Annotated in this window: 12 protein-coding genes; 3 read left to right on the forward strand and 9 right to left on the reverse strand. The window is 62.5% G+C overall.

Annotation, left to right across the window (positions count from 1 at the left end):
• The first annotated feature begins 204 nt into the window (after positions 1 to 204).
• Entirely contained in the window at positions 205 to 399 is a 195-nt protein-coding gene (relB, locus tag AC3WRD_RS22775; RefSeq protein ID WP_096820227.1) for a type II toxin-antitoxin system RelB family antitoxin, read from the forward strand.
• Positions 332 to 673, forward strand: a complete 342-nt coding sequence (locus AC3WRD_RS22780) for a type II toxin-antitoxin system RelE/ParE family toxin (RefSeq protein ID WP_096820007.1) — start codon at positions 332 to 334, stop codon at positions 671 to 673. Before relB ends, AC3WRD_RS22780 begins: the two co-directional genes overlap by 68 nt.
• Positions 674 to 722: 49 nt before the next feature.
• Here AC3WRD_RS22780 and AC3WRD_RS22785 read toward each other — a convergent pair whose 3' ends face one another.
• The 9 genes from AC3WRD_RS22785 to gspG all read right to left on the reverse strand — a co-directional run bounded on the left by AC3WRD_RS22785 (position 723) and on the right by gspG (position 22,935).
• Positions 723 to 13,217, reverse strand: coding sequence for a filamentous hemagglutinin family protein (locus AC3WRD_RS22785; RefSeq protein WP_102621802.1), 12,495 nt, complete (start codon positions 13,215 to 13,217; stop codon positions 723 to 725).
• Positions 13,218 to 13,409: 192 nt separating this feature from the next.
• A complete protein-coding gene (locus AC3WRD_RS22790; RefSeq protein ID WP_102621803.1) occupies positions 13,410 to 14,519 on the reverse strand; it encodes a substrate-binding domain-containing protein in 1,110 nt (369 codons plus the stop codon).
• A 347-nt stretch (positions 14,520 to 14,866) separates the two neighbouring features.
• Positions 14,867 to 16,078, reverse strand: a complete 1,212-nt coding sequence (gspF, locus tag AC3WRD_RS22795) for a type II secretion system inner membrane protein GspF (RefSeq protein WP_102621804.1) — start codon at positions 16,076 to 16,078, stop codon at positions 14,867 to 14,869.
• Positions 16,078 to 17,484, reverse strand: a complete 1,407-nt coding sequence (gene gspE, locus AC3WRD_RS22800) for a type II secretion system ATPase GspE (RefSeq protein ID WP_102621805.1) — start codon at positions 17,482 to 17,484, stop codon at positions 16,078 to 16,080. The genes gspF and gspE overlap by 1 nt, the downstream gene beginning before the upstream one ends.
• The gene (gene gspD / locus AC3WRD_RS22805) at positions 17,481 to 19,838 is read right to left on the reverse strand and encodes a type II secretion system secretin GspD (RefSeq protein ID WP_102621806.1); all 2,358 of its coding nucleotides are present in this window, start codon (positions 19,836 to 19,838) and stop codon (positions 17,481 to 17,483) included. The genes gspE and gspD overlap by 4 nt, the downstream gene beginning before the upstream one ends.
• Positions 19,835 to 20,380 carry a type II secretion system protein M gene (locus tag AC3WRD_RS22810; protein ID WP_102621807.1) on the reverse strand — a complete coding sequence of 182 codons (546 nt, stop codon included), beginning with the start codon at positions 20,378 to 20,380 and terminating at the stop codon, positions 19,835 to 19,837. Before AC3WRD_RS22810 ends, gspD begins: the two co-directional genes overlap by 4 nt.
• The gene (gspL, locus tag AC3WRD_RS22815; protein WP_102621808.1) at positions 20,373 to 21,518 is read right to left on the reverse strand and encodes a type II secretion system protein GspL; all 1,146 of its coding nucleotides are present in this window, start codon (positions 21,516 to 21,518) and stop codon (positions 20,373 to 20,375) included. Before gspL ends, AC3WRD_RS22810 begins: the two co-directional genes overlap by 8 nt.
• Positions 21,515 to 22,468, reverse strand: a complete 954-nt coding sequence (gspK, locus tag AC3WRD_RS22820; protein WP_102621809.1) for a type II secretion system minor pseudopilin GspK — start codon at positions 22,466 to 22,468, stop codon at positions 21,515 to 21,517. The genes gspL and gspK overlap by 4 nt, the downstream gene beginning before the upstream one ends.
• An 8-nt stretch (positions 22,469 to 22,476) precedes the next feature.
• On the reverse strand, positions 22,477 to 22,935 hold the full coding sequence (gene gspG / locus AC3WRD_RS22825) for a type II secretion system major pseudopilin GspG (RefSeq protein WP_007959380.1): 459 nt from the start codon (positions 22,933 to 22,935) through the stop codon (positions 22,477 to 22,479).
• Between the two features lie 146 nt (positions 22,936 to 23,081).
• Here gspG and gspI point away from each other — a divergent pair, with 146 nt between their 5' ends.
• Positions 23,082 to 23,462 (forward strand): type II secretion system minor pseudopilin GspI, encoded by a 381-nt coding sequence (gene gspI / locus AC3WRD_RS22830; protein ID WP_102621810.1) that lies wholly within the window; start codon positions 23,082 to 23,084, stop codon positions 23,460 to 23,462.
• The last annotated feature ends 244 nt before the right edge of the window (positions 23,463 to 23,706 follow it).

Consider the following 23,706-nt stretch of genomic DNA (forward strand, 5'->3'; position numbering starts at 1 on the left):
CAAAGAGGAGGAATAGGCCTACAGCGGCGGTCGAGATTGCCGGACAACGGAGAGAAACGTCCGGCAGATTTCAAAGGGGGTGTTTGCAGATACTGGATCCCGCAGCTTCATGGTTCTTCAAGGGCTCATGGAGTGCATCGTCTGCCAGTGACGACAATGGGCCAATCCCCCCTTAGACTGCTGAAATTGATCACGGAGATCACTATGAGCATATTGCATTCCCCGTTTTACTCTGACTTCGAATCCGAAGAAGAGGCAGAGAGCTACGATCGCTGGTTTCGTGCAGAGGTACAGGATGCACTGGATGATCCTAGTCCTGGTATTCCTCATGATGAAGTTATGGCAATGCTCGACCAGATGCTGGAAGAGATACGCAGGAAGCGCCGCGCTGCAGCTTGAATGGAGCAGCAAGTCCTCGCGTCAACTGGCTGACATCTTCAAATACATCGAGCAACACAATACCAATGCTTCAATTTCGCTAAGACACAAGGTGGGTGCAGCAGCACAGCGACTTTCATCAATACCTTATGGCTACCGACCTGGCCGAGTACCTGGCACTCGCGAAATGGTGATTCATCCGAACTATCTGCTGGTCTATCGAGTGAATGGCCACATCAAAATACTGAGGGTGCTTCACGCCCGACAAAAATACCCTTCAACTTCAGCAACATAAAAAAAGGGCGGCCAAATGGCCGCCCGAAGCGTACTACACGAGAGTCCTTTTACAACGTCAGTTGCCCCCGCTCCTCCTCGGTCAACTGCTGTTTCGCCTGTTCATCCAGCGCCCCGGCGCCCAGCACCTGCACCGGGCTGTTGGGGTTGTAGCCCGGTGCAGGTGCACGGCTGGCGCCATCGCGGGTCGGGGCCAGTTGTTCGTTGCCGAAGCTGAGTACCTGCACGGTGAACACCGAAGCCTGGTTCTGGCGCGAGGCGGCTTGCTGCTGACGGGCGACGTCTTCCGCCGCCTGGGTCGCCGACGACGCAGCCGAGCTGGCCGAGGTGATCGCCCCGGTGTTGACCGCCGAGACCACCGGCACACCGGTTGCCTTGCCCTGCACCGCAATGTTGGCGGCATTGACCACCGTCAGCGCGGCGATGTTGACGTTGCCCGAGACGCGAATCCCTGCCTCGCCCGCATCGATGGTACCCAGCGGCGCAATCAGGTCGATGTCCCCCGGTGCCACTTCGGCAATCGGGTTGAGCGTGGCGATACCGGCGCCGGTGCTCGGCACTGATGGCGACAGGGTCACGTTGCCCCAGGTGTCGTACACGCGTTTCGGCGGTGTGTAGACCACGGTGGTTTTCGAGCCGCGACCGGCGTTGATGTCGCCCTCGGCGGACCAGCCGAGGATCGAGCCGCCAAACGTGGTCATGATCCGGCTCTGCCCCAGCAGAATGCTGCCCTGGGAGTAGAGCTGAATGTTGCCCGAGCCCTGAGTGATGATGCCCGCCGTGGACGGCGGCGCCGCGCCCTCGATGCCGAACACCTGACCACCGCCCGGCGTAAGCATCTGGATGTCGCCACCGAACAGCGTCTTGACCCCGGCGCCGCCGTAAAGCGTGATATCGCCGTCGTAACGGATCGGGTTGCCGGCCACATCGGTGGTCGGGAACAACGAAGCAATGGCATTGCGACCGCGCAGATAACTGCCTTTGCGTGGGCCATCGGCGTCGTTGTATTCCAGGCCGCCGGCACGCAGTTCGGCGAAGTACACCTGACGGGCGAAGATCGCCTGCTCGGTGCTCGGCAGGGCGGCGAAGAAGGCTTGCGCCTGTTCTGCGTTACCGCTGAAGCCGTAACCGAGGGTCAGCCAGCTCTGCAGCTCGTCGAGGTAGGTTTTGACCACCTTGCCCGGTTGACCACTGAGGGGCACATCAGGATTGGCAAGGTTCTGCGAGTTCAGGTAATGCGCAATGAACCGCGAATAATCCACGCCCTGCGCGCCCGCACCCGCCTGCATGACCACACTGGCGCCAGGCCGGTTATCCCCGGCCACTAGCGGCCCGATGCTGCTGATGCCGGCACGATCCTCCATCAGGATGTTGCGCCCGGCACTCATATCCAGCAGACCAGGACCGGCGATGTCGAAGCTGCTGTAGAGGATGTCGCGGCCGGCGGAAACCCGTGACACGTCATGCGCACTGTTGTGAATGAACAGGTTGCCCGAAGAACTGATGGCTTCGTTATTCCCCATTTCCTTCGGCGCCCTTGTCGGCTGGCCCAGATTGGCACCCGACGCCACGATATCGCGCCCCGCCAGCATCCATACCGGTGCTGCCGCTTCGTACCAGGTGCGCAGTGTGGTTGCAAAAGACAGGGTTTCGCCGCTGCGCACACCCACCAGATCACCGGACAATGCATAAAAACGAGCCGGTGCCTGTACGCCGCTCAATCCCGAGTAGGTGTCGGCACCAAAAGCGAACAATGGATAACGCGAGTTCAGACGCGGTGCTATGCCATCGTTGCTGTAGTTACTCGTTGTCGGCCTGCTGTCGGTGTATTGCGCATACCCCGTGAACGCAGGGGCAAACGGCGTTGCAATGGCCAACAGGCTGGCGCCGGACTGATTGATCGCGTAGCCACCGGCGTAGATCGAGTCACCGGCCAGCATTTCCAGTTGCCCCACCCTTGAAGGCGCCAGCAAGAGTGAATAGTTCGTTGCGGCAGGCGTCCCGTTTTCACTGAACGTGGCCGAAGCACCGGCATAGATGGAGCCTTGCCCTGCCACGGCACGCAAAATCGACGGATACACGAAGCGTCCGTCAGTGGGGGACGTGTTGAGATTCGGGACAGTCCCCTGCGAGTCGGTTTCGGCCAATTGGGTACTTGGCGTCAGGTTGCCCCCCGCCGAAAACAGGTCGATAGCCGTGTGATCGGTCCACAACGAGAAAGCCGACAAGCCGCCTCCTGCGTGAACAACACCGTTTGCATCCGTGAACGGCGTGGAGTTCTGCAGTTGGACCCGCCCAGGGTCGGCTGCGCCACCGAGGACCAGATCACCACGGGTGCTCAAGCGCATGCCCGAGTCGCCGGGTATCAGCACCAGCCCACCGGAAGCACTGCCCAGAGTCGAGGTAAACGGATCGAAAGCCCGGGTTTCGCGCGGGTCCTGATAGGTTGCGTAAGCACCATACTGCAGCTTGATCGCACCCGATGCGCCAGCCGACATTTGTGCCGCTCCGCGCAGGTTGATCAACGCACCCTGCAAATCGTGGCGTGGCGTGGCAGTACCGGTTTGCCCGGCACGTGCCTGCAATGACGGGTTCAGCATGCCGCCAATGCGAATGTCCATGTCGCCGCCACCGGTCAATTGCAGGCTGCCATCACTGCCCACTCGTCCGGTACTGCCCACTGCAACGATCAGACCCTGACTGCGTGGGTTGGTCACGCTGTCGCCCAGCGGCTTGAGCATACCGGCATCGCCTCCGGCTCGCAGGCTGACGTTGCCGCCGCCGAGTGCGCCGAAACCGGTAAAGCCCACCAGGTAAGGGGCGGTATCACTGCCCGCACCAGGCAGCGGCTGGGTAGCATAGCTGCCGAAGTTGATCCACCACGCCGTCGGCACATTGCTGTTGCCCGTGCCCTGACGCCAGAGCCAGTTGCCCACCGATGCGCTGGCCACCTGCTCTCGATAGACCGCCGTGTTGCTCGGCCCACGACGTCCGACCGCATCACCGGACACCGAGCCGCCGGCATTGATCGTCAGGTTGCCACCCAATGTCGGGTACCAGGCCTGATAAAGACTTTCGGTACCGCCATTGACCCATTTTTCGTAGTCCGCCCCTTTACTGCCCAACACCGAGTTGTCGTCGGTCAAACGTCCACGTGGCTGGTTATATCGCTGATCGATGTCGCTGGACTGAGTGCCGGCCGTGTACACACCGTAAGGTGAATCCATGCTCAGGTTGCCGGCCGCCAACAGATCGAGATCGCCGGTACCGGTGCGCAGCACGCTGAACATTTGCGAGTGAGTGGTGACAGCGATGCCACCCTTGTTCGGTATGCAGCCACCCGGATCGATGTCGCACCAGTACAGATCCTCTTCACTGATCGGTGTACCCGGCTCCTTGCCCAACCAGTTGCCTTCGGCCCACAGGAACTTGGCGGGAGCGACACAGTCCGCCGGATTTTCATCGCAGAAATGCAGATCGGCATCGGTCACGACCGAACCGGCCGGGCGGTTCTTGGAGTTGCCTTCAGCCCATTTGGTGTCGAGCTTTTTCTCGGTCACTTTCAACCCGTAATGGGTATCCGCCAGACGCAGATTGCCGTCCGCCGTCAGCGGCTTCAACGCACGGCTGTCGGCGGACTCAAGATCGGCGCCGGCCACTACGCGCATCGACCACGACGTGCTGCCCGGTGCCAGCATGCTCGCGATGGCCCAGTTGCTGCCCTGCTGCGTTGTGCTTGAGTAACCGCGCAGCTCAATGAATGCAGTGCCATCGGCAAGCACGACATCGGTCATGGACGGAATCAGCGAGCCGCGCAACAACGCCAGCGGGCCGCGCAATTTAACGCCCACAGCGTTGTTATCCGCCCCGATCGCACGAGGCAGCGGCACATCTTTTGGCCAGAGCATGGCAAGCAGGCTGGTGGCATCGTTCAATCGAGTGCCAGCCCCCAGCCGACTGCCTGCCGGCAATGTCACGCGGTCATTGAGCAAGGTGCCGGCGGCGTACAACAGGTTGCCCGATGCATCATGCACGGCGCCTGACAATACCGTGCCGGCGCTGATCGTATAGGCGTTGACCAGAACGCCTTCGGTCGGCAGCAACGTACCGCCCGCCAGCGTGGCCGCTTGAATCGGCAAGTCGTAATTGAGCGTGGTGCCCGCCGGAAACAGAGTGCCTTCGGCCAGAGTCACGCCGCTGCCCGGTACAATCAGGTCGCCGCCAAACGGCTGGACACCCGGCAGCAGTTTCCAGCCAGCATCATCGACGGTTTCCAGGGGCTTGGCGAAACCGTCGTTGATGCTGCCGTAGATATCCAGATTGCCGCCGGCACGAATCACCAGGCTGCCGGACTCACCAGAGCCATAGACCGGCGTCTTCTGCGAGTTCGGGTTGAGGCTGGCGTAGCGGTAATGCGACAGGTCGACATCACCTTCTACCACCAGATCGCCATCGGCCGTCTTGCTGACGATCTCGACACCGGGTCGCAGATGGAACGCATCGGCGTAGGACGCATTGTTGAGCCCGGCGAGCTTGCGTTGCAGCAGATCATTGTTGGCCAGCGCCGCATCGATGAACGTGGTGTTGTCACCGTCGATACGAACGAACATGGCCTGATCGATCACCTGATACGGCCGGCCGCTGGCGGCCGGATCGACACCATCGCGGGCATCCGCGTAACGTCGCACGCCATTGAGGCCGATGGAGCGCGCCCCTTCAATGGTCAGCGTACCGCTGGCATCAATGGCGATATCACCGACGCCAAGCCGTGGCGCGTTCAACTCCAGCGTACCGCGCGGCATCCCGTCGTTTTGCCCTGGCAGCTTGCCATTGACTGCATCGGTGCCATGACGCAGATCGATCCGTGCACCGGAGGCCAGTGTGAGCAAGCCATCACCGGAATTGAGTTCGACCATGGCGCGGTTCGGCGCGTCGATGATCTTGCCGTAGCTGTCGACCCGCAACACACGACCATGGGCATCGAGCACGGCATTACCGGAGAGGGTCAGGCCGTTTTTGCCGGACAAGCGAATGCTGCCGACCCGCTCACCACTGGCATCGACACGACCGCCAATGGTGAGGCTGCCATTGTCCACCACCACATTGACTTCGCCGGCCTTGAGCCCGTCGCCGATCAGCAGGTCACCCTGTTTGAACTGGAAGCTGCGACTGCCGAACACCTGCCCGGCGTTCAAGCGCTGATTGAGTGCGGCGAACTGTTCATTCAAATCGCCACCCAGCCGTTGCGCACGGATGTCCACACCGGCGGCCTTGTACGGCACCAGCGTACCGCCGGCATCGTAATAGCCGCTGCTGGCACCGAGGATTTCACCTTGCAGATCGACCTCCCCCGCATTCACCGCCAGTGCCACAGCACTGAGATTGCCGGCCTGATTGTTCTGCGCCGACAAGTCGATACGTGAGCCCGCCGCCTGGCGAATGTTGCCGTTGTGGCTATAAAGCGACACGTCTCCGCCCCAGCTGTATTTCTTCACGTCATTGAACGGCAAGGTGCGCCCGGCCAGATCCAGTTGCGCGTTGCCGGTCAGGCTCAGGTCGCCTTCTGCCTTGACCTGCAGCTTGCCGCTGGCCAGCACGATACGGCCGTCGAGTACGACGTTGCGCGCTTCAAGACTCAGCTCTGCGCCCAGCGCATCGGCCAATGCAGCGCCACCGGTACCGGTGAGCGTCAAATTGTTGCCCGCCTTCAATGCGTTGACCGACGCCGCTTCGCCCGTCAGCAACGGCGTCAGCAGCGTAAGGTTGCCGCCGCTGTAGGTGTAGCCCTTGACCGGGTCATACGCGCCCTGTTCCTGGTACACCGACAGGCTGCCTTTGTGGTTGGCGGTAATGCGCTCACTGGCCGTGAGATTGACGTTGGCGAAACCCAACGCCAGGCGATCGTTCTGATCCAGTCCACTCGGTTGCGGACTTGGCCCATAGCCCAATTCGATCCGCTGCGCCTGGATGTCGAGGGTCCCGTGACCGCTGCCGGCCCCGCCCTTGACCACTGCACCCGGCTCTTGCGGGGCACCATTCCAGATCAGGTTGGCGGTACGGATGGTTGCGACATCCCGGGCATCACCCTGTCCGTAGATCGCCGGTGTGGTCAGGATCAGGTTTTGCAAATTGCTGCGACCGGTTTGCGGGTCCAGCGTATCGAGCGAGACACTGCCGAAAAAGTTGAAGGCGTCACGGGCTGTCAGGCTCAAGGACTCCAGCGCCGGAGCACCGAATTGCGTATCGCCCCGCAGCAGACGATCAAGCACGTTCTGGCTCAGCGTGAGGCCGACTGGCACGCGCCCTTCTGCACCCGTCAGCGCCTGCGCATTACCGACATTGATCGCACCCACCGCAAGCCCCAGGTGGCGTGTGCCGAAACGCACCGCGTCGCTCAGCTCAAACTGATTGTCGGTCGCCGCGGTGATGCTGCCGTTGGAGTAAAGTATCGCCGGGTTGCTGCACGGCTCAAGCGAACAGCTGCCGATACGGATACTGCCCGCTCCATTGATACCCACGGCCTTCGCCGGTGCCAGCACGCTGTTCCAGCCATTGGAAACCAGCAGCAGGCTGGCATTGCCGGGGTCGTAGACAAACCCGTCGGTTGAATCGAACGGGGCGTCACCACGTCCCAGCGTGTTGATACCCGCGCCGGCCTCAAGGGTGATGGTGCCGTCGATCTTGCGAGTCCGCAGAACCACTTCCGGCGCAGAAAGCACCGCACCTTCGCGCACCGTGATGTTGTCGGAGCCGATGTTGTTGGCGAAGGTGACAATATTGCCCCCACTGCCGTAGTCCACCGTTGGCAAGGCGCCAATCGCCAGCCTCCCGGCATTCATTTGATTCAGGCTGTCGGCGTACAGCGAAATACCCGTGAAACCCTGTGTACGCTGTCGACCCGCACCCAACACCTCGATGGTGCCATCGACTGAACGCACAACGGCGGTACCCGCCACACCGCCCTCGGTCGGCTTGAACAGCACCTGTCCGTTGAAGTCCAGGGCAATGTCACGGTCCCCGCCACTGTTGAAACGCAGCTCCAGCAACTTGCCATCCATCGGCGCCAGCGCCCGTGACACGCCCAGGCGCGCCGCATCGTTTTTGATGAACTGGGTGAAGCCGGTTTCGTTGTATTGCGAATAACGCCGCAGTACATCGGCCGAGGTCAGAATCAGGGCGCTGGAGAGACTGTCGCGTACACCGCTGTTGGCGATCGACATCTGCCCGTTGCTGGTCCATGAACCGTTGCGCATCTGCAACGCAGCACCGGTCTGCCCGCCCATGACCTGACCGTTGACCTCGACGCGAAATGCACCGGGCAACAAGGCGAATGTCGACGGCAGCAAGGTATAAGTGCCGGCCGCCAGCCCCGGCACACCGGCGGCGATGGTAATTTGCTGGCCGATACGCGGATCGACCGCCCCCGCCTCGGCGAGCACCGGCGCATAAACACTCTGATTACCCGGCACGATGGCATAAACCGGATTGCTCGCCAGCCCCGGCAGGCTGAAGGTGCCGTCATTGGCATTGCGTACCAACGGGTTGAAACGCGCATCGGTCGAACCGCCACGACCGGAGACAAAGCCTGCGCCACGCAAGTCGCCGCCACCCGAAAGATCAATCACGGCACCTGACGCGACGTCGATGTATTGCGACAGCAGGGTCACTCCCGTCGAAGCGCCGACAATCCCTTTGAGCGCTACAGGGCTGCCGTTGTAGCGATAGTCGATGCCATCGGTTGTACCGCCGTAAGGCATGACCAACCCGGCAGCGCTGACGGACGTGAGACTGCCGGGCAATAGCTGGACTTCACGGGTCAGCACTGACTTGGTGTTCTCGCCCAGCATGATCGAACCGAGCGGCGCCCGTAGCACACCACCTTGCTCGATGCGGCTGGCAGCGAGCGTCAGATTGCCGAACACCGAGTAAGGCAGCGCAGTCGGCGCCGCGCCGTTGGAGAGAATGCGCAGAGTACCTTCAGAGGGTGACGTCTCCTGCTGAAAACCGGCACGCACCCTGGCACTCGCCCCAGTCACCGGGTAGATCTGAGCCGCGCTGAGGCTCAAGTCACCCGCCGCCCAGAGTTCGGACTGTGTTCCAGTGGTGGAGGCAAGAAACCGCATGTCACCCGAACTGGCGAGAGAAACCTGGGCGAAGCCACGGCGACCAACCTGCCGGGCCGGGCCATTGAGTTGCGCAATCGAACCCGACGTACCGAATGACAGACTGTTGCCGATGTCCAGCAGGTTCGACGTGGCGACGAACTGCGCCGCCGACAGGTTCGGTGTCGGCGCATTCATGACCCTTGGGCGGATGACGGCGTTGGAGCTGTAATAGACGCCCGTGCCCAGCATTCGCAGGTAAGGTGCAGACAGATTGATTCGCGCGGTGCCTTTCGAGTTTTCGGCCAGCGACACGGCGCCGGCATACAGGCTCAAGCTCTGATTCAGATGCAGGTCGACATCGCCGTCGAAGGAAATCAAGCCGTTGCTCAACAGGCCAAGATGATCGAAACCGCCTGTCATCAATGCATCGGCACTCAGCCGCGTGCGACCGTAGACCAACTGCCGGTCTGCCTCACCGGGCTCAAGATCCGCCGGCAACAGCGGCTCGCCCTTACCCTGGCCAATGATCAGTTCCCTTGGCAGGCGTACCTCGTTGGTGGCCAGGTTGGGATTGTAGATCGGCGTTTCCAGTGCGATGTCCAGTCGACCACCGGCAGCACCTGCACCGCCCGCCGCCGCCCGCAGATCGCCGTCGATAAACAGGCCGTTGTAGGAACTCAGGGAAATCTTGCCGCCATCCGTGACAACCGTGGTCGGCCCCTGACCGGCGATGTCCAGCACCGCCTGAGTGCCAGAAGCGTCAAGACGTGCACCGTTGCGCACGATGACATAAGCGTCGGCCGACGTGGCGGTGGCCTTCTTCGCATCGATTTCACCGCCGATGATGATGCTGCCACCCTTGCCGACCTGGCCGTAGACACGTCCCAGTGCATCGACTGCCGTGGTCGCGCGACCGGCCACATCCAGCACGGCGCGTTCGCCAATCCAGATCGAACGGTTATGGGCTTGATTGGCGGCTTCCAGGGCATTCTCGGCCGGATCGCTCAAGCCGAACTGCTGCTGGCGAATATCAAGGGTGCCGCCCCACGCGTTCAGTTCGCCATTCACCGTGATCTGCCCCGGCCCGCGCAGACCGATCCGTTGCCCGGGATCGACGCTGATGCGTGAACCCGCGCCAAGCGTCAACGCGGACTTGAGCGGATCGATCAGGCCGGCCTCGCTCGATCCAGCCTGCAACGACAGGCTGGCGCCACCTCGTTGAGTCAACACAGCCTTGGTCGGGTTTTCCTGGAACAGCGTCGGCGTCCACAACTCCAGTGCCGTCTGCGGATCGACGCCGCTGACCTGTTTCGACGCCGCTTCAGCGAAACGATAGACCGGCATCGTGACGTCGAGCACGCTGTTGTCGGCGACCTCCAGGCCGTTCAAACCAATAATGCTGTACGCCGAGAAGCCCTTGCCGAACAGGTTCGGTGCCAGTTGCAAGGTGCGTTCGGCCAGCGTCTGGTCGGTCTGCCCGATCATGACCTTGTTGGCCTGTACCAGCAGCGTGCCGCCCCCGGTGACACCGTATCCGCGCACATCACCATCAAGGATGAGCTGTGTGTTACCTGGCGCGGCGTTGGCGCTGGACTCCAGCGTCACACTGCCACCCTTCCCGCCGCGAGTCTTGCCGTTCGCCAGCACAGCGGCGCCAGACGAAACATCCAGCAAGCTCCCGGCCTGGACGTCGATATCGCCACTGCTGCGGATCGAAATCAGGCCACCGTTCAAATACGCAAGGTGGCTGCCGTCATCCGGGTTGGTGCCCAGATTGCTCCACAGACCGCGCGTATCCAGTTGCACACCGTCAGCCACAGTGACGCGGGTTGCGTGCCCTGTCGCGGCAGAAATCTTCGTGTCAGTGACCTTGTTGAGCTGCAGCTGATTGAGCACGTTACCCAAACGCACACTGCCACCGCGGGCCGTGAGATCGGCATCGATCTGCACATCCGGCGCGTACAGCGTGATGTCGCCGCCGGCATCGACCTTGAGCGCATCGTTAACGTCGATCAGGTCTTTGGCAGACACTTTCAGAGCGCCCAGCCTGAAACCGTTGAGTTGATCGGCATCGAGAAACAGTTTGCCTTTGCGCGCCTCGGACACTGAAGCGAGCAGATTCTGGTCATTGCCATCGGCCGGTTTCTCACCGCCAATACGTACCTGGTCGAACGTTGGATTGAGGCCGTACAACAGGCCGCCAGCGGAGGCAACATAGGCCGGGTCATAACTGCCGACGATCAGTTGCGCACGCCGCGCCACGGCTGTCTGAGACTGTTCATAACCGTCCAGTACAGCACGCGGTGTCTGGGTCTGGCGCTCACCTTGATACACCTCGCCGAGCATTTGCCCGTTGAGCACGGCGCTGCTGGTCGCAATCACCAGTTGCCCGGCATCGCGGCCCACGGTGTAGCCCGACTCGACACGTTTGGTCGGCGCGATCAGCGGGCTGTAGTAATAATTCGTCTGGCCCCAGCGCTTGCTGCTGTCCTCGTAGCCTTTGTACAAACCGCTGTAAAGAATATCTCCCGGCGCTCGAGAGATTTCATACAGACGCCCGTCGGCACCGCGCAGCCAGCTCTGGCGAATCTCGCCGCTCTGTACATCCAGCGTACCGCCGGACAGATTGATCAACGAACCTTGCTCGGTGACCACATCATTGCCGGCGAAACTGACCCGGCCGCCTTGCGCCATCCACTCACCGATGCTGTGGTTCTGCGTGCCCAGATAGCCGCCGACTTCGAGCAAGCCGCCGGCGGTGTACCAGCGGTCCGTGGCATAGCCGTTGGTGCCGGCGGGGACATTCACCAGTTCGCGCACATCGACCCACACGTCATTGCTGTTCAGCGCACCGCTCTCGCGGTTGACCGACGCATCACGCTGCTCGTTGCCCTGTACGTTGATTTTGATGTTGTTGGATTCCATCGCGACTTTTACGCCGATGGCGCCGGACACATCGATCATCGCGCCGTCACGCACCAGGCTGCGACGCCCTGCCGTCACGGCGACCTGACCGCCTGTGGCAAGCGTGATCGAGCCGTTCTGGAACTCGACGCTGCCGCCGCTCTGCACCTCGATACGCGACTGGTCGCCGCGCACCTTGTTGTTGGCGTTGACACCGGTCAGCGCGGCTTTGTGCTGACTGTCGAGTGCCGTCAGATCGCTGCTGTCGAGCAAGATCGCCGTGGCGCTGCCCTGCCCCAGGGTGACGCTGCCGTTGGTGTCGGTGGCCGGGTTGAGCACGTGGATGGTGCCGCGCGTTGCCACCGAAGTGCTGGCCAGCAGCACACCGTTTTGCTGCACCTCATGGCCGGTCAGGGTGATGTCGCCCGTGGCGGCCTGAATCAAACCGCTGTTGCTGACCTTGCCGGCACTGCTGCCAGCCTTGAAGCCCGGAACGACTTCACTGCCGAACGTCGTGGAGAAGCCGTTGCCTTCGGTACCCGAGCCTTTGCGGATATAGAAACGATCGCCGGCGCCGAGCACGGTCTGGCCTTTGGCGGTGTTGATGCTGCCGTCGTTCTGCACCTCGTTGCCCAGCAGCAAGGCATAGCCGCCGGCATCGGTGGACGTCGCGGGCGCGTGGGTTGCAATCGCTGCGCCGCGCTCTACCAGTACCTTGCCGGCAGCGTCGGTAAAGGTCGGCTGACTGGCGTTGCTGTCGAAGTACAAGCCGCGGTCACGGAACTGGATGTCGGTGATATTGGCGGCAGCGGCCACCAGGTTACGCACGTTGACCTGGCTGCTGCCGCTGAACACGATGCCGTTGCGGTTGATCAACATCACCGTGCCGTCGCCCTTTATCTGCCCCTGAATCTGACTGGCGCGGGCGCTCGGATCATTGACCCGGTTGAGCACTGCCCAATTCGATTGCTGGGCAAACTCGACCGTGGTGTTGCGGCCGACGTTGAAGGTTTCCCAGTTGAGAATCGCCTTGTCGGCGGTCTGTTCGATCTTCACCGTAGTCTTGCCATCGGCCTGGGACTGCTGCGGGCCTTTGGCATTCTGCCAACCCTGGGCAAGGCTGTTATCGACCTTCAACCCGCCCTCGCCCAGACCATCCGGCACAAACTGCACCGTACCCAACGCCGCCGAGCGCCCGGCAGCCTGAGCCGCTTGCTGCGCGGCAATCGCGGCCACGGTGTTGTTCAACGTCTGAATCGAACGTTGCAATTGCTGATTGGCTTTCTGTTGCTGCGCCAATGGCGGCGTCATTCCCGGTAACCCACCGGTGCCGGGCCTTGCAGCGGCGGCTTGCTGGGCGGCGCCCTTGGCGGCAAACCAGCCCGAGCTGAACGCCGTTTGCGCGTGCGCACTGCCTGCCACCAGACACAACGCCACCGCCTGAGCCAGCGGCTTGAGCAGCCACAATGCCGGGTCCATGGCATCACGCTTGAAGGACTGGACGTGGGTACGACGACGGGATGGGCGAGCGAGCATCACTACGAGATCCTTTTAAGAGCTGCAGGTCGGCAACCACCTGCTGTTAGGACATAGGCGGTTGGCAAGGGGCACGACCGAACGGATGTCACACAAACTTCATGTTGGGGGAGTAATTGCGCGCGGTTCCGGCAAAAAAAATGGCAGCCCCAAAAGGGGCTGCCATTCAAACCGCTGACTTGAAGTGAAACCTTACAGAGGACGGCCAACAGTGTTGCAGACGCTGGCGTTGTTGATGTCCAGGTTGTTGCCGGTGGAGTTGGTGATGAAGTTGGCGGTCACAGCATTTTTCCAGTTGGTCGGAACCACGCTGAAGCCGTGAGCCACGGTCGCAACGGTGTTGCCTGGAACGCTGTAGTGAGTGGTCAGGAAGGCCTTCACGTCAGCAGCCACGGATGCATCCTTGTAGCACTGGCCGAAGATGAAGTTGGTGTAGGCAGCAATTGGGTAACCGGTGGCTGGGTTGGCAACAACCGGAGCCCACTGAGCTGGATCAGCCGGGTTGACTGGCAGTGTGGCCGAAGACAATGCGGTAGTGACGTTTGCGGTGGTCGGCTGAACACCGTTGACGCGCGAAACGACGGCATTGCTGTTGGCATTCACGCCATCCGGACCCACGTAGCCGATGGAACCGTCAACAGCGTTCACGGCAGCAGCGACGTCAGAGGTGTTAACTACGCCTACGAAAGTGGTTGGCAGTGGAGTGCCGGCTGGCTTCAGGGTGTTGGCGAACGTGGTGGTGACGGCGAACTTGGTTGGGCAAACCGCGTTCAGGTGGCGAGTGAGGATTTCCGAAGTGCCGCTGGAAGTGGAGCGATACACAACGCGAATCGGGGTGGCGTCAGAGTTGTTCAGCAGGTCGCCCCACTTGGTGGCAGTGCCCGAGAACACGTCGCACAGCTGAGCGCTGGTCAGGTTCAGAGCGGTCTGGCCGGTCTTTTTGTAAGGAATGGCAACCGAAGTGGCGACCGAAGGCAGTTGGATCAGCGGGCCGTAAGTGGTGCTGTAAGCGGTGTTGTAGTTACCGATTTCGGTAGCGCTGAGCACCGAGTCGCTGCCAGCGAAGTGAACCGTACCGGTGGTTTTGAACTGCGTCGAATCGTTGGTCAGGAAAGCCACTTTACCCACGCCGCTGCCTGTGCCCAGGTAGCTGAAGTTGGCTGGCAGGATGCTGTTGGCAGAACCTTTGTACAGAGCGGCAGGCAGAGTCGCACCACCACCGGTTACGTTGGCGGCCATGGCCTGGGCGGAAGCCAGGGCAGCGACGGTCAGGGAAGCTGCGATCAGAGTGCGCTTGAACATGAAGAATCTCCTTTTCAACTAGGTTGGGAACACAGGTTTTCGGATTGCTTGCATGACACTGGGAGGACTCACCGCTGACCTTCGCAAGCGGGGTCCGTGGTTAAGTCGCACTGAGAAATTCGCAGTTTCCGGTGACAGATAAAGGAAAAAACCTCGGGAGGTGCAGGCTGATTTTCGAGGGATTTACTCGGGTGTTCTGCTGGTTATCCGGCGTGTCTAAGACAAGCTTTTCGAGGGAATCGGCCACAGCCCTTGAAGGGCCGTTGCAGATGACAGAAAGGAGAACCCGAGGATGCTGTTTTTGGCGCTCGGGTGAGATCCGGCACCGGTAAAAAAAGTTGAGAAAACTACTGCACGAGTTGGTTGATCTCGATGATCGGCAGCAACACCGCCATCACAATCACCAAAACCACCCCGCCCATCACCACGATCATCAACGGCTCCAGCAACGCAGTCATGCCCATCGCCCGGCGCTCGATATCACGGGACAGGGTTTGCGCCGCACGTTCCAGCATCGGTGGCAGCGCGCCGGTTTTTTCGCCGCTGGCGATCAGGTGAATCAGCACCGGTGGGAACACGTTCTCCACTTTCAGCGCGGCCGCCAGGTTCACGCCCTCGCGCACCTTGGCGGTGGCTTCGTTGACGCTCAGGCTCAGACGATCATTCGACAAGGTCTGCCGCGCCGCCTCCAGTGCCCGCAACAACGGCACGCCAGCGCCGCCGAGAATCGCCAGCGTCGAGGCGAACCGTGCGGTGTTCAGTCCCAGCACAAACCGCCCGATCAGCGGCAACTTCAGCACCCGATGATGCCAACTCAAGCGCGCCGCCGGATTACGCAGATACAGACGCCAGCTCCAGAACGCACCGGCCATGACGCCTGCGCACAACCAGCCCCACGCCCGGATGAAATCACTGGCATTGAGCATCGCCAGCGTCAGCCCCGGCAGATCCTGCCGCGCCTGGGAAAACGCACTGACCACCTGCGGCACCACGTAGCTGAGCAGGAAAATCACGATGCCGATTGATACCAGCCCAACCACGCCCGGATAGATGAACGCGGTGAGAATCTTGCCGCGCAGGTTGTTGCGTTCCTCGATGTAATCCGCCAGCCGCTCCATCACCTGGGCCAGATCACCGGACTCCTCGCCCGCCGCAATCAGCGCCCGGTAAATCTCCGGAAAATCCCGTGGCCGCGCCGCCAGTGCTTCGGCCAAGCGCATGCCGCTGCGCACGTCTGCGCGCACGGCGCTGAGGGTGTGAGCGATGTGCTTTTTCTCGGCCTGTTCGACGGTGGCGCTCAAGGCCGCTTCCAATGGCAGGCTGGCGCCGAGCAGGCTCGACAGTTGCCGCGTGGCCCACGCCAGATCGTTGTCCGAGAGTTTGGCGCTGAACAAGCCACCGCCGCCATGCTGGGAGACGTTGCTTTCCTTCTCCACCGACAACGCCGTCAAGCCACGACCGCGCAGCACGCCAAACGCGGCGCCCTGACTCTCCGCTTCCAGATGCCCGGATTCGATCTTGCCGCTGGCATCGGCGGCCTCAAAACGATAGCGATTCATCAGGCGTCCCGTGTCACACGAAGGATTTCTTCCGGCGCCGTGGCACCGCTGCGAATCCAGCGCTCGCCGTCCTCGCGCAGGCTGAACATCCCGGCCTTGCTCGCCGCTGCGCGCAAGGCCTGCTCCCCTGCCCCTTGGTGAATCAGGGTGCGGATGTCGTCGTCGATGCAGAACAATTCGTGAATGCCGGTTCGGCCGCTGTAACCGGTGTGATTGCACGCCGCACAACCGACCGGACGCCAGGTGCCGGGCGTCGCCGGGTCTTCCTGTTTGCACTGATTGCACAGCCGCCGCACCAGCCGCTGGGCCAACACCCCGAGCATCGACGAGGCCAGCAGAAACGGCTCGACGCCCATGTCGACCAAGCGGTTGACCGCCGACACCGCGTCGTTGGTGTGCAGGGTCGCGAGCACCAGGTGACCGGTCAGCGAAGCCTGCACTGCAATCTGCGCGGTTTCGAGGTCGCGGATTTCGCCGATCATGATGATGTCCGGGTCCTGGCGCAGAATGGCGCGTAGCGCGAGGGCGAAGGTCATGTCGATCTTCGCGTTGACCTGAATCTGGCTGATGCCCGGCAAGTCGTATTCCACCGGGTCTTCCACGGTGAGGATGTTGCTGGTGCTCGCATCGAGCCGCGCCAGTGCCGCATACAGGCTCGTGGTTTTGCCGCTGCCCGTCGGGCCGGTGACCAGCACGATGCCGTGGGGCTGGCGGATCAGGTGATCGAGTTTGGCCAGCACCTGCGCATCCATGCCCAACGTTTCCAGATGCAAACGCCCGGCCTGTTTGTCCAGCAGACGCATCACCACCCGTTCGCCGTGACCGGTGGGCACAGTGGAGACGCGAATATCAATCGGCCGCCCGGCCACGCGCAACGCAATGCGCCCGTCCTGCGGCAAGCGTTTTTCGGCGATATCGAGCTGCGCCATGATCTTGATCCGCGACACCAGCGCACCGTGCAACGCCTTGCGCGGTGAGACCACGTCGCGCAGCGTACCGTCGACCCGGTAGCGCACCACCGAATGGGTTTCGAACGGTTCGATGTGAATGTCGCTGGCCTCATCCCGCGCTGCTTGCGTGAGCAAGGCGTTGATCATGCGGATCACCGGCGCGCCGTCCTGGGTGTCGAGCAGGTCGGTGATTTCCGGCATGTCCTGCATCAGGCGGTCGAGGTCGACTTCGTTTTCCGCCGCCCCCACCACCGCTGCTGCGCTGCCGGTATCGGCGTAGGCCGTGGCGAGCAAGCCGTCGAGTTCGTCATCGCGTACCCGCTCAAGCCTCGTCGCGCCGAACTGCCGGCGTACTTCGCTGATCGACCAGCCTGGTGTCGACGGGCACACCGTCAGCACGCCGTCGCGCAGCAGAATTCGCTGCGCCTTGGCCCAGGCGTAGGGCAATGCGCTCATTGCAGCGGCACCGCTTTGATGGTCGCGCGCGGACCCGTCCCCGGCAGCGACGCCGGCACGCCCTGCGCAGCGGTCGGCAATTGCGGCGCCTGCATGTCCGGCATCGCCCAGCTGCGTTCCGGTTGCAGACCGCCCTGAGCGCGGCGCATGAAGTCGTAGCGGTTAAGCGTGATGCTGCGCCCCGCCGCGCTGTCGCGAATGATGTACGGGCGCAGGAACACCATCAGGTTGGTCTTGGTGATCGAGCGGCGCTCGTTGCGAAACAGCGCGCCGATCCCCGGAATCGTCGACAACCAAGGCACTGCGTCGTTGCTCTGGCTGTAGCCGTCCTGCAGCAGACCGCCGAGCACCATGATCTGGCCGTCGTCGAGCAAGATGCTGGTGTCGATCGCGCGTTTGCTGGTGACGATCCCCGCCGAAGTCGAAGCCGCCGAGGCACGTTCGTCGATGCTGCTGACTTCCTGATAGATGTCGAGCTTCACCGTGCCGCCCTCGGAAATCTGCGGCCGAACGTTGAGCTTCAAACCGACTTCTTCGCGGGTCACGGTCTGGAACGGGTTGTTGCTGGTGCCCCCGCCGCCGGTGACGTAGCTGCCGCTGACAAACGGAATGGTCTGACCGACAAAAATGCTCGCGGCTTCGTTGTCCAGGGTCAGCAGGTTCGGCGTCGACAGCACGTTGGTGCCGCCCTTGCTCTTCAGCGCCCGGGCCAGCACTTTCAGGTCGAGAATCTTGCCGATACCGGGGATATCGACGGTGCCGTTGACGTAGCCGAGGTTGAGCCCTTTGGGCAACACGTCGACACTGGTCTTGCCGTTGACGTTGATCCCCGAGCCGCCAAGGTTGGCGCCGCCGATCACGCCATTTCCGGCCAGATTGCCGGTCTGCCATTGCACGCCGAATTCGCTGGCATCGTCCTCGCCGACTTCGACGATCAGGCTTTCGATCACCACTTGCGCGCGGCGCTGGTCCAGAAGATCGATGACTTCGCGCAGGTTGCGATATAGCGGTTCCGGCGCAGAAATCAGCAAGGTGTTGGTGGTCGCGTCCGCTTGAATGGTCACGCCGCCAGCGCTGAAGGCAACGTTCTGTTCGCTGCTTTGCGCGTTGCTGCTGCCACTGGTGGCGCTGCTGCCCTGGGCGTAGCTGCCGCCGGTGCTGCCGTTGTTGGTGGTCGAGGTGCTGCCGGTGGTTTGCGTGCCACTCTGGCCGTTTTGACCGCTGCCCGAATTGGTGGAGCTACCCATCGCGCTGAGCACCGAACGCGCACTGTCGCTGGTGCCGCTGTCGCTCTCGCCGGTCAACAAACCGCGCAAGGCCTGCGCCAGTTTGCCGGCCTGAGCGTTGCGCAGGTAAACCACGTGCAGGTTGCTCGGGTTGCTTTGCGCGTTGTCGAGTTTGTAGATCAGGTTGCGCGCCAGCTCCGTGCGCTCGGGGCTGCCGGCGCGGATGATGATGGTGTTGGAGCGCGGGTCGCCGATCACCGCGATTTTCTGCGTTGGATCGTTGCCCGGCGCGTCGAGCAAGTCGGCGACCATCGGCGCGATGTCGGCGGCGATGCCGTTCTGGATCTGCACCACGTCGGTGTCGATGGCGGTCGGGGTGTCAATGCCCTGAATCAGTTGCGCGACTCGCGTGAGGTTCTCGGCGTAATCGGTGACAACAATGGTGTTGTTGCCCGGATAGGCGTTGATCGGATTGTTCGGGGACACGATCGGGCGCAGCACCGGGATCAGGTTCACCGCGTTCTCGTATTGCAGGCGGAACGTGCGGGTGAGCATGCCGTTGCCGGCCGGTTTGTCAGCGCTGTAGATCGGCCCGCCGAGCAACTTGGCGTCGGCCTCCGGCACCACCTGCGCCACACCACCGACGTCCACCACGCTGAAACCCTGCATGCGCAGCGCCGCCAGCAACATGTCGTAAGCCTGATGCGCCGGCACCTGCCCTTCGGACACCAGCGTCAGGTTGCCCTTGACCCGAGGATCGACCAGAAACTGCTGACCGGTGGAGCGCGACAACGCCCGCACCACCGCTTGAATATCCGCATCGACAAAATTCAGCGTCACCGGTTGATCGCCCAACGGATTGGCCGGCAACGTCGTGCCCCGCGCCGAGCCGCCACTGCGAGCGCGTTCGGTGATGTTGTGCAACTGCTTCGGCGCCGGTTTGACCTGGGCCTGCGCGCGCTCGCGGTCGAGCACCGCGTCGCCACTGCGCTGGGTGTTGGCCAGCGGCCGGCCGAGTTCGCTGTCCACCAGCAGCGGCGGTTGATTCGGTGGCGTGGTGTTGCTGCACGCGCTCAATGCCATCAACAGCATCGGCAGCGCCATGCGTTTGGACCCTGACCCCTTCATGAAGCTTCCTTAGCGCCCAGCGCCTGATCCATGCGTACGGTGCCCGACAGAGTGCCGGCCGTGTCATCGGTCGCGGCGTCGTCTGCGCGTTGCAGACGAGCCTCGACCACTTGCAGTGAAAAATTCCGGGGTTGGCTCAGCAGCCAGTCGAGCACGGCGTCGGCCGGTGCCGCATCGAAGGTCAACTGCCAACCGGCAGACGCGGCCGCCAATTGGTAATGGCCGCCCAGTCCGCTGGCCTGCAAGGTCTGTTGCAGCGACTGCTCCAGGTTTTGCCCGTCGGGGCGCACGCTGACGTCGCGCAACAGCACTTCCAGCGCTTCAGCCTGGGCGCGCAGTTTTGGCGTTTCGACTTGCGAGGCGGCGATCTTCTTCAGCGGCGGCTGAATCAACGCCACCCACACGAACAGCCCCAGCAACAGCGCCGCCATGCCGCCGACCATGCGTTTTTCCCGCACGGCCAATGGCTGCCAACGAGCCTGCAACTGAGCATTGAAGCGCTGCCAACCAGCGCGGTATTTCGCAAACGATGGGCTATTCATCTTCGGCTCCGCTGCTGTCGTCGTTGTCGGTGGCGGCGGTCGCCTCGCCGGCCGGGCGCAGGACCCAGCCGTCGTCGTTCGGGCTGATGCTGATGCCGGCCTGGGCCAGCGTGCCTTGCCAGTCCTTGTCGTTGCCCGAACGCCGGGCCTCGGGCAGCAGACTCAATTGCAGCGCGCCGTCGACGAATTCCAGCCGCTGCACCGTGCCCGCCATGGACGGCATGCCACTGCCGGCCTGCGACACCAGTCGCGTGAAATCCTGCCCCGGCGCATCCACCGCGCCTTGCTGGCGCGCCGCGATTTGCTGACGAGCCTGTTGCAACGGATTGAGGATCACCGGCAACTCGGGAAATGCCTGCTTCACCCGTTGCGCCATCTGCGCCTTGAGCTGCTGGCCCTGCCCGGCCTCGCGGGCGGCGTACAGGTTCAAACCGATCACCCACACCGCCAGCGCCAGCGCACAGCAACCGAGCGCCCTGCCCCAGCCGCGATGTTCGGTGCCCGGTTGCTGAAGGCCGCCGTGCAGGCCCCAGTTCGGCAACGGGCCGGTGTTTCGCTGCATATCGGCCAATATCGATTGCACCGCTTCGGGTGCACCTTCACCGATCCAGTGCGCCGGCAGACCGGTTTCCAGCAGCCACGCTTCGTCGATCATCGGCTGCACCTGCGCCGCATTCGGGCCGTGGCGTAGCAACAGATGATCGTCGTGCAGGCAACCGACGCCGCCCGCCATCACCGGCAAACTGTAGGCCGCCGGGTACAGGCCTTTGAGGTTCAGGCCGAACTGCCCGAGGTGCTGCAAATCCTTGCGTGCTACCCAGGCAATCTGCACCTGGCCGCTTTCATTGCGAGTGCTGTGGGCGATGTGCATCTCGGCGCTGTCGCCCAGCATCAAGGCCTGCGCCGCACATTGCACCGCCGCAGCGGTTTTGTTCGCAGGCAGCGGCGGCAGATCAATGCTCGCCAGCAGGCTGTCCGACGGGTGCAGAAAGCACACCAGCGGTTGCTTCGGCAGCGCGCCAACCCGCACGCGTTCCTGGCGAGTGACCTGCCCCTGACGATCCAGCCAAACACAATCCACTTCACTGTCGAGACTCAGCTCCGCCAGCGGCGGCAAACTCACGCGCAACTGGCTCATACGCCCACCCGCGACCAGATCACTTGCGGCAACCGATCCTGACTGCGATGCAGCAACGCGTCGAGGCTGACCCGCCGCTGATCCCGCCGCGCCTGCCCGCGCAGTCGGAACCAGTCGCTGGTGATGCCGACCTTGACGCTGGTGATCTCCAATTGCGGCAGTCGCAGGCGATTGACGAAATCCCCGCGATTGATAAACCAGCGCCCGGCGTCGCGCTCATTGATCAACGCCTGCGCCCGCTCCAGCGACAGCCCCGGCACATAAGCCGCCAGCACTGGCGCCGTGGCGGTGTTGCCGTTGAGCCAGGTGGTCGCCGGAATCACCGTCAGGTACGGCGCGAGTTTCGCCAACACCGCATCGTTGACCCCGTCGACACTGCGCAAATCGTCAAGCGTGCGCAGCATCGGCAAGGTCGGCGATTGCGGTTGGCGCGAAGCGGACGGCGACGTGGCGCGCCCGCTGTCGAAGGTGTTTTTCGCCACAGGCTTGTCCACCACTTGGGCATTCAACAGGTGCGGATAAGAGCCGATCACCCGCTGACTGATACGCCGGCTCAAGCCGCTGCTGACACCGATCAACTCGCACAAGCGCTCGAACGCCTGCACCTGCGCGTCATCGATCCGCTCGTTGGCCACCAGATTGCGCAGGTTGAACTTGCCCTGCTCGTCCTCCAGCCGCCCTTCGAAACCCTGGGTGTTCAACCGCTGCGCCCAGGGTTGATCGAGTCGGGTCAGCGGATCGCGCTGCCGGGCGTCCCACAACAATTGCCGGCTGATCTCCAACCCGCCGTGCAACAGCCAACGGCCCTGCACCCGCAGTTGTTCGGCTTCCAGCGCCCGGGTCGAAACGCTCTGGCGGGTCAGCATGCCGGCGGCAATCACCGCGACCACCGCCGCGATCAGCAGCGCACTGATGATCGCCATCCCCTGCTGGTTCGATTGGCTGTTCATGACCGGCCTTACAACTGCCAGGAACCGATGTCGGCATTCACGCCGTCGCCGTCAGGCTGGCCGTCGGCGCCGAGGGAAAAGATGTCGATCTCGCCGTTGGCACCGGGATTGAGGTACTGATAAGGACGACCCCACGGGTCATTCGGCAGGCGCTCCAGGTACGAGCGCCAGTTGGTGTTCTTCGCATCGGCCGGCCGCTCCACCAGCACTTTCAGACCCTGGCTCTGGCTCGGGTAAGTGCCGTGATCGAGGCGATACAGCTTCAGCGCCTGCATCAACCCGCCAATGTCCTGCTTCGCCGCCGTGGCCCGCGCCTGATCCGGCCGGTCGAGCACCTTGGGCACCACCATCGCCGCCAGAATCCCGAGAATCACCACGACCACCATGATCTCGATCAGCGTAAAACCCTGCTGCCCACGGGGCATCCGGCTCGGTCGATTGGGCTGTTTGAATTGCGCGATATCCATCTCGTCATTCCCTGGCTTGATTCGATTCGACGCGCAGTGTTGCAAGAAGATATGTCAGGGATGTTGAAAATCCTCGGGTGTTTTCGTCGTCAAGCCGTCAAGCACGGGCGTTAGCGTCAAGGGCTGCCCGACCGCCCGAGACCCCGATGCGTACCCCCTCCCCGCAAGCCGGATTCACCCTGATTGAAGTGCTCGTCGCGCTGGCGATCATCGCCGTCGCCATGTCCGCCGCCGTGCGCGTGGCGGGGTTGATGACGCAGAGCAGCGGGGTTTTGCGGGATCGTTCGATTGCGATGATTGCGGCGCAGAGTCGGATGGCGGAATTGCGGTTGGAGGGCAAGTTGCCGATGGGCATGAAAGCGCAGGACTGCGATCAGGGGCGGTTGATGCTGCGCTGCGAGCAGATCATCTCCGCAGCGGAAAACGGCCGCTTGCTCAAGGTCGGCCTCCAGGTCTTTGATCGCAACCAGGATGCGCCGCCGCTGGCGAGGCTGGAGACGTTGCTCAGCCGTCCTGAAAATCCCTAGCCCTAAACCGTCCCGAAACGTCGGACAGCTCAGACGTATATGAATCAGCCGTGGGACATTTCCGATACCCACCTAAAGATCTAAACCAACTTGCGCATACTGCGTTGAATCCATAATCAACTCGATCTCTCAGGTCGATGTAGAGCGCAAGACACCTCGGTCGGCCCCCTCTCCCTCCGGGAGAGGGCTGGGGTGAGGGCCGCTCTTCAACCCACCCGTTTACCCCCTCCCAAAACCCCGTTTA

The organism is Pseudomonas sp. FW215-R2 (assembly GCF_058789255.1).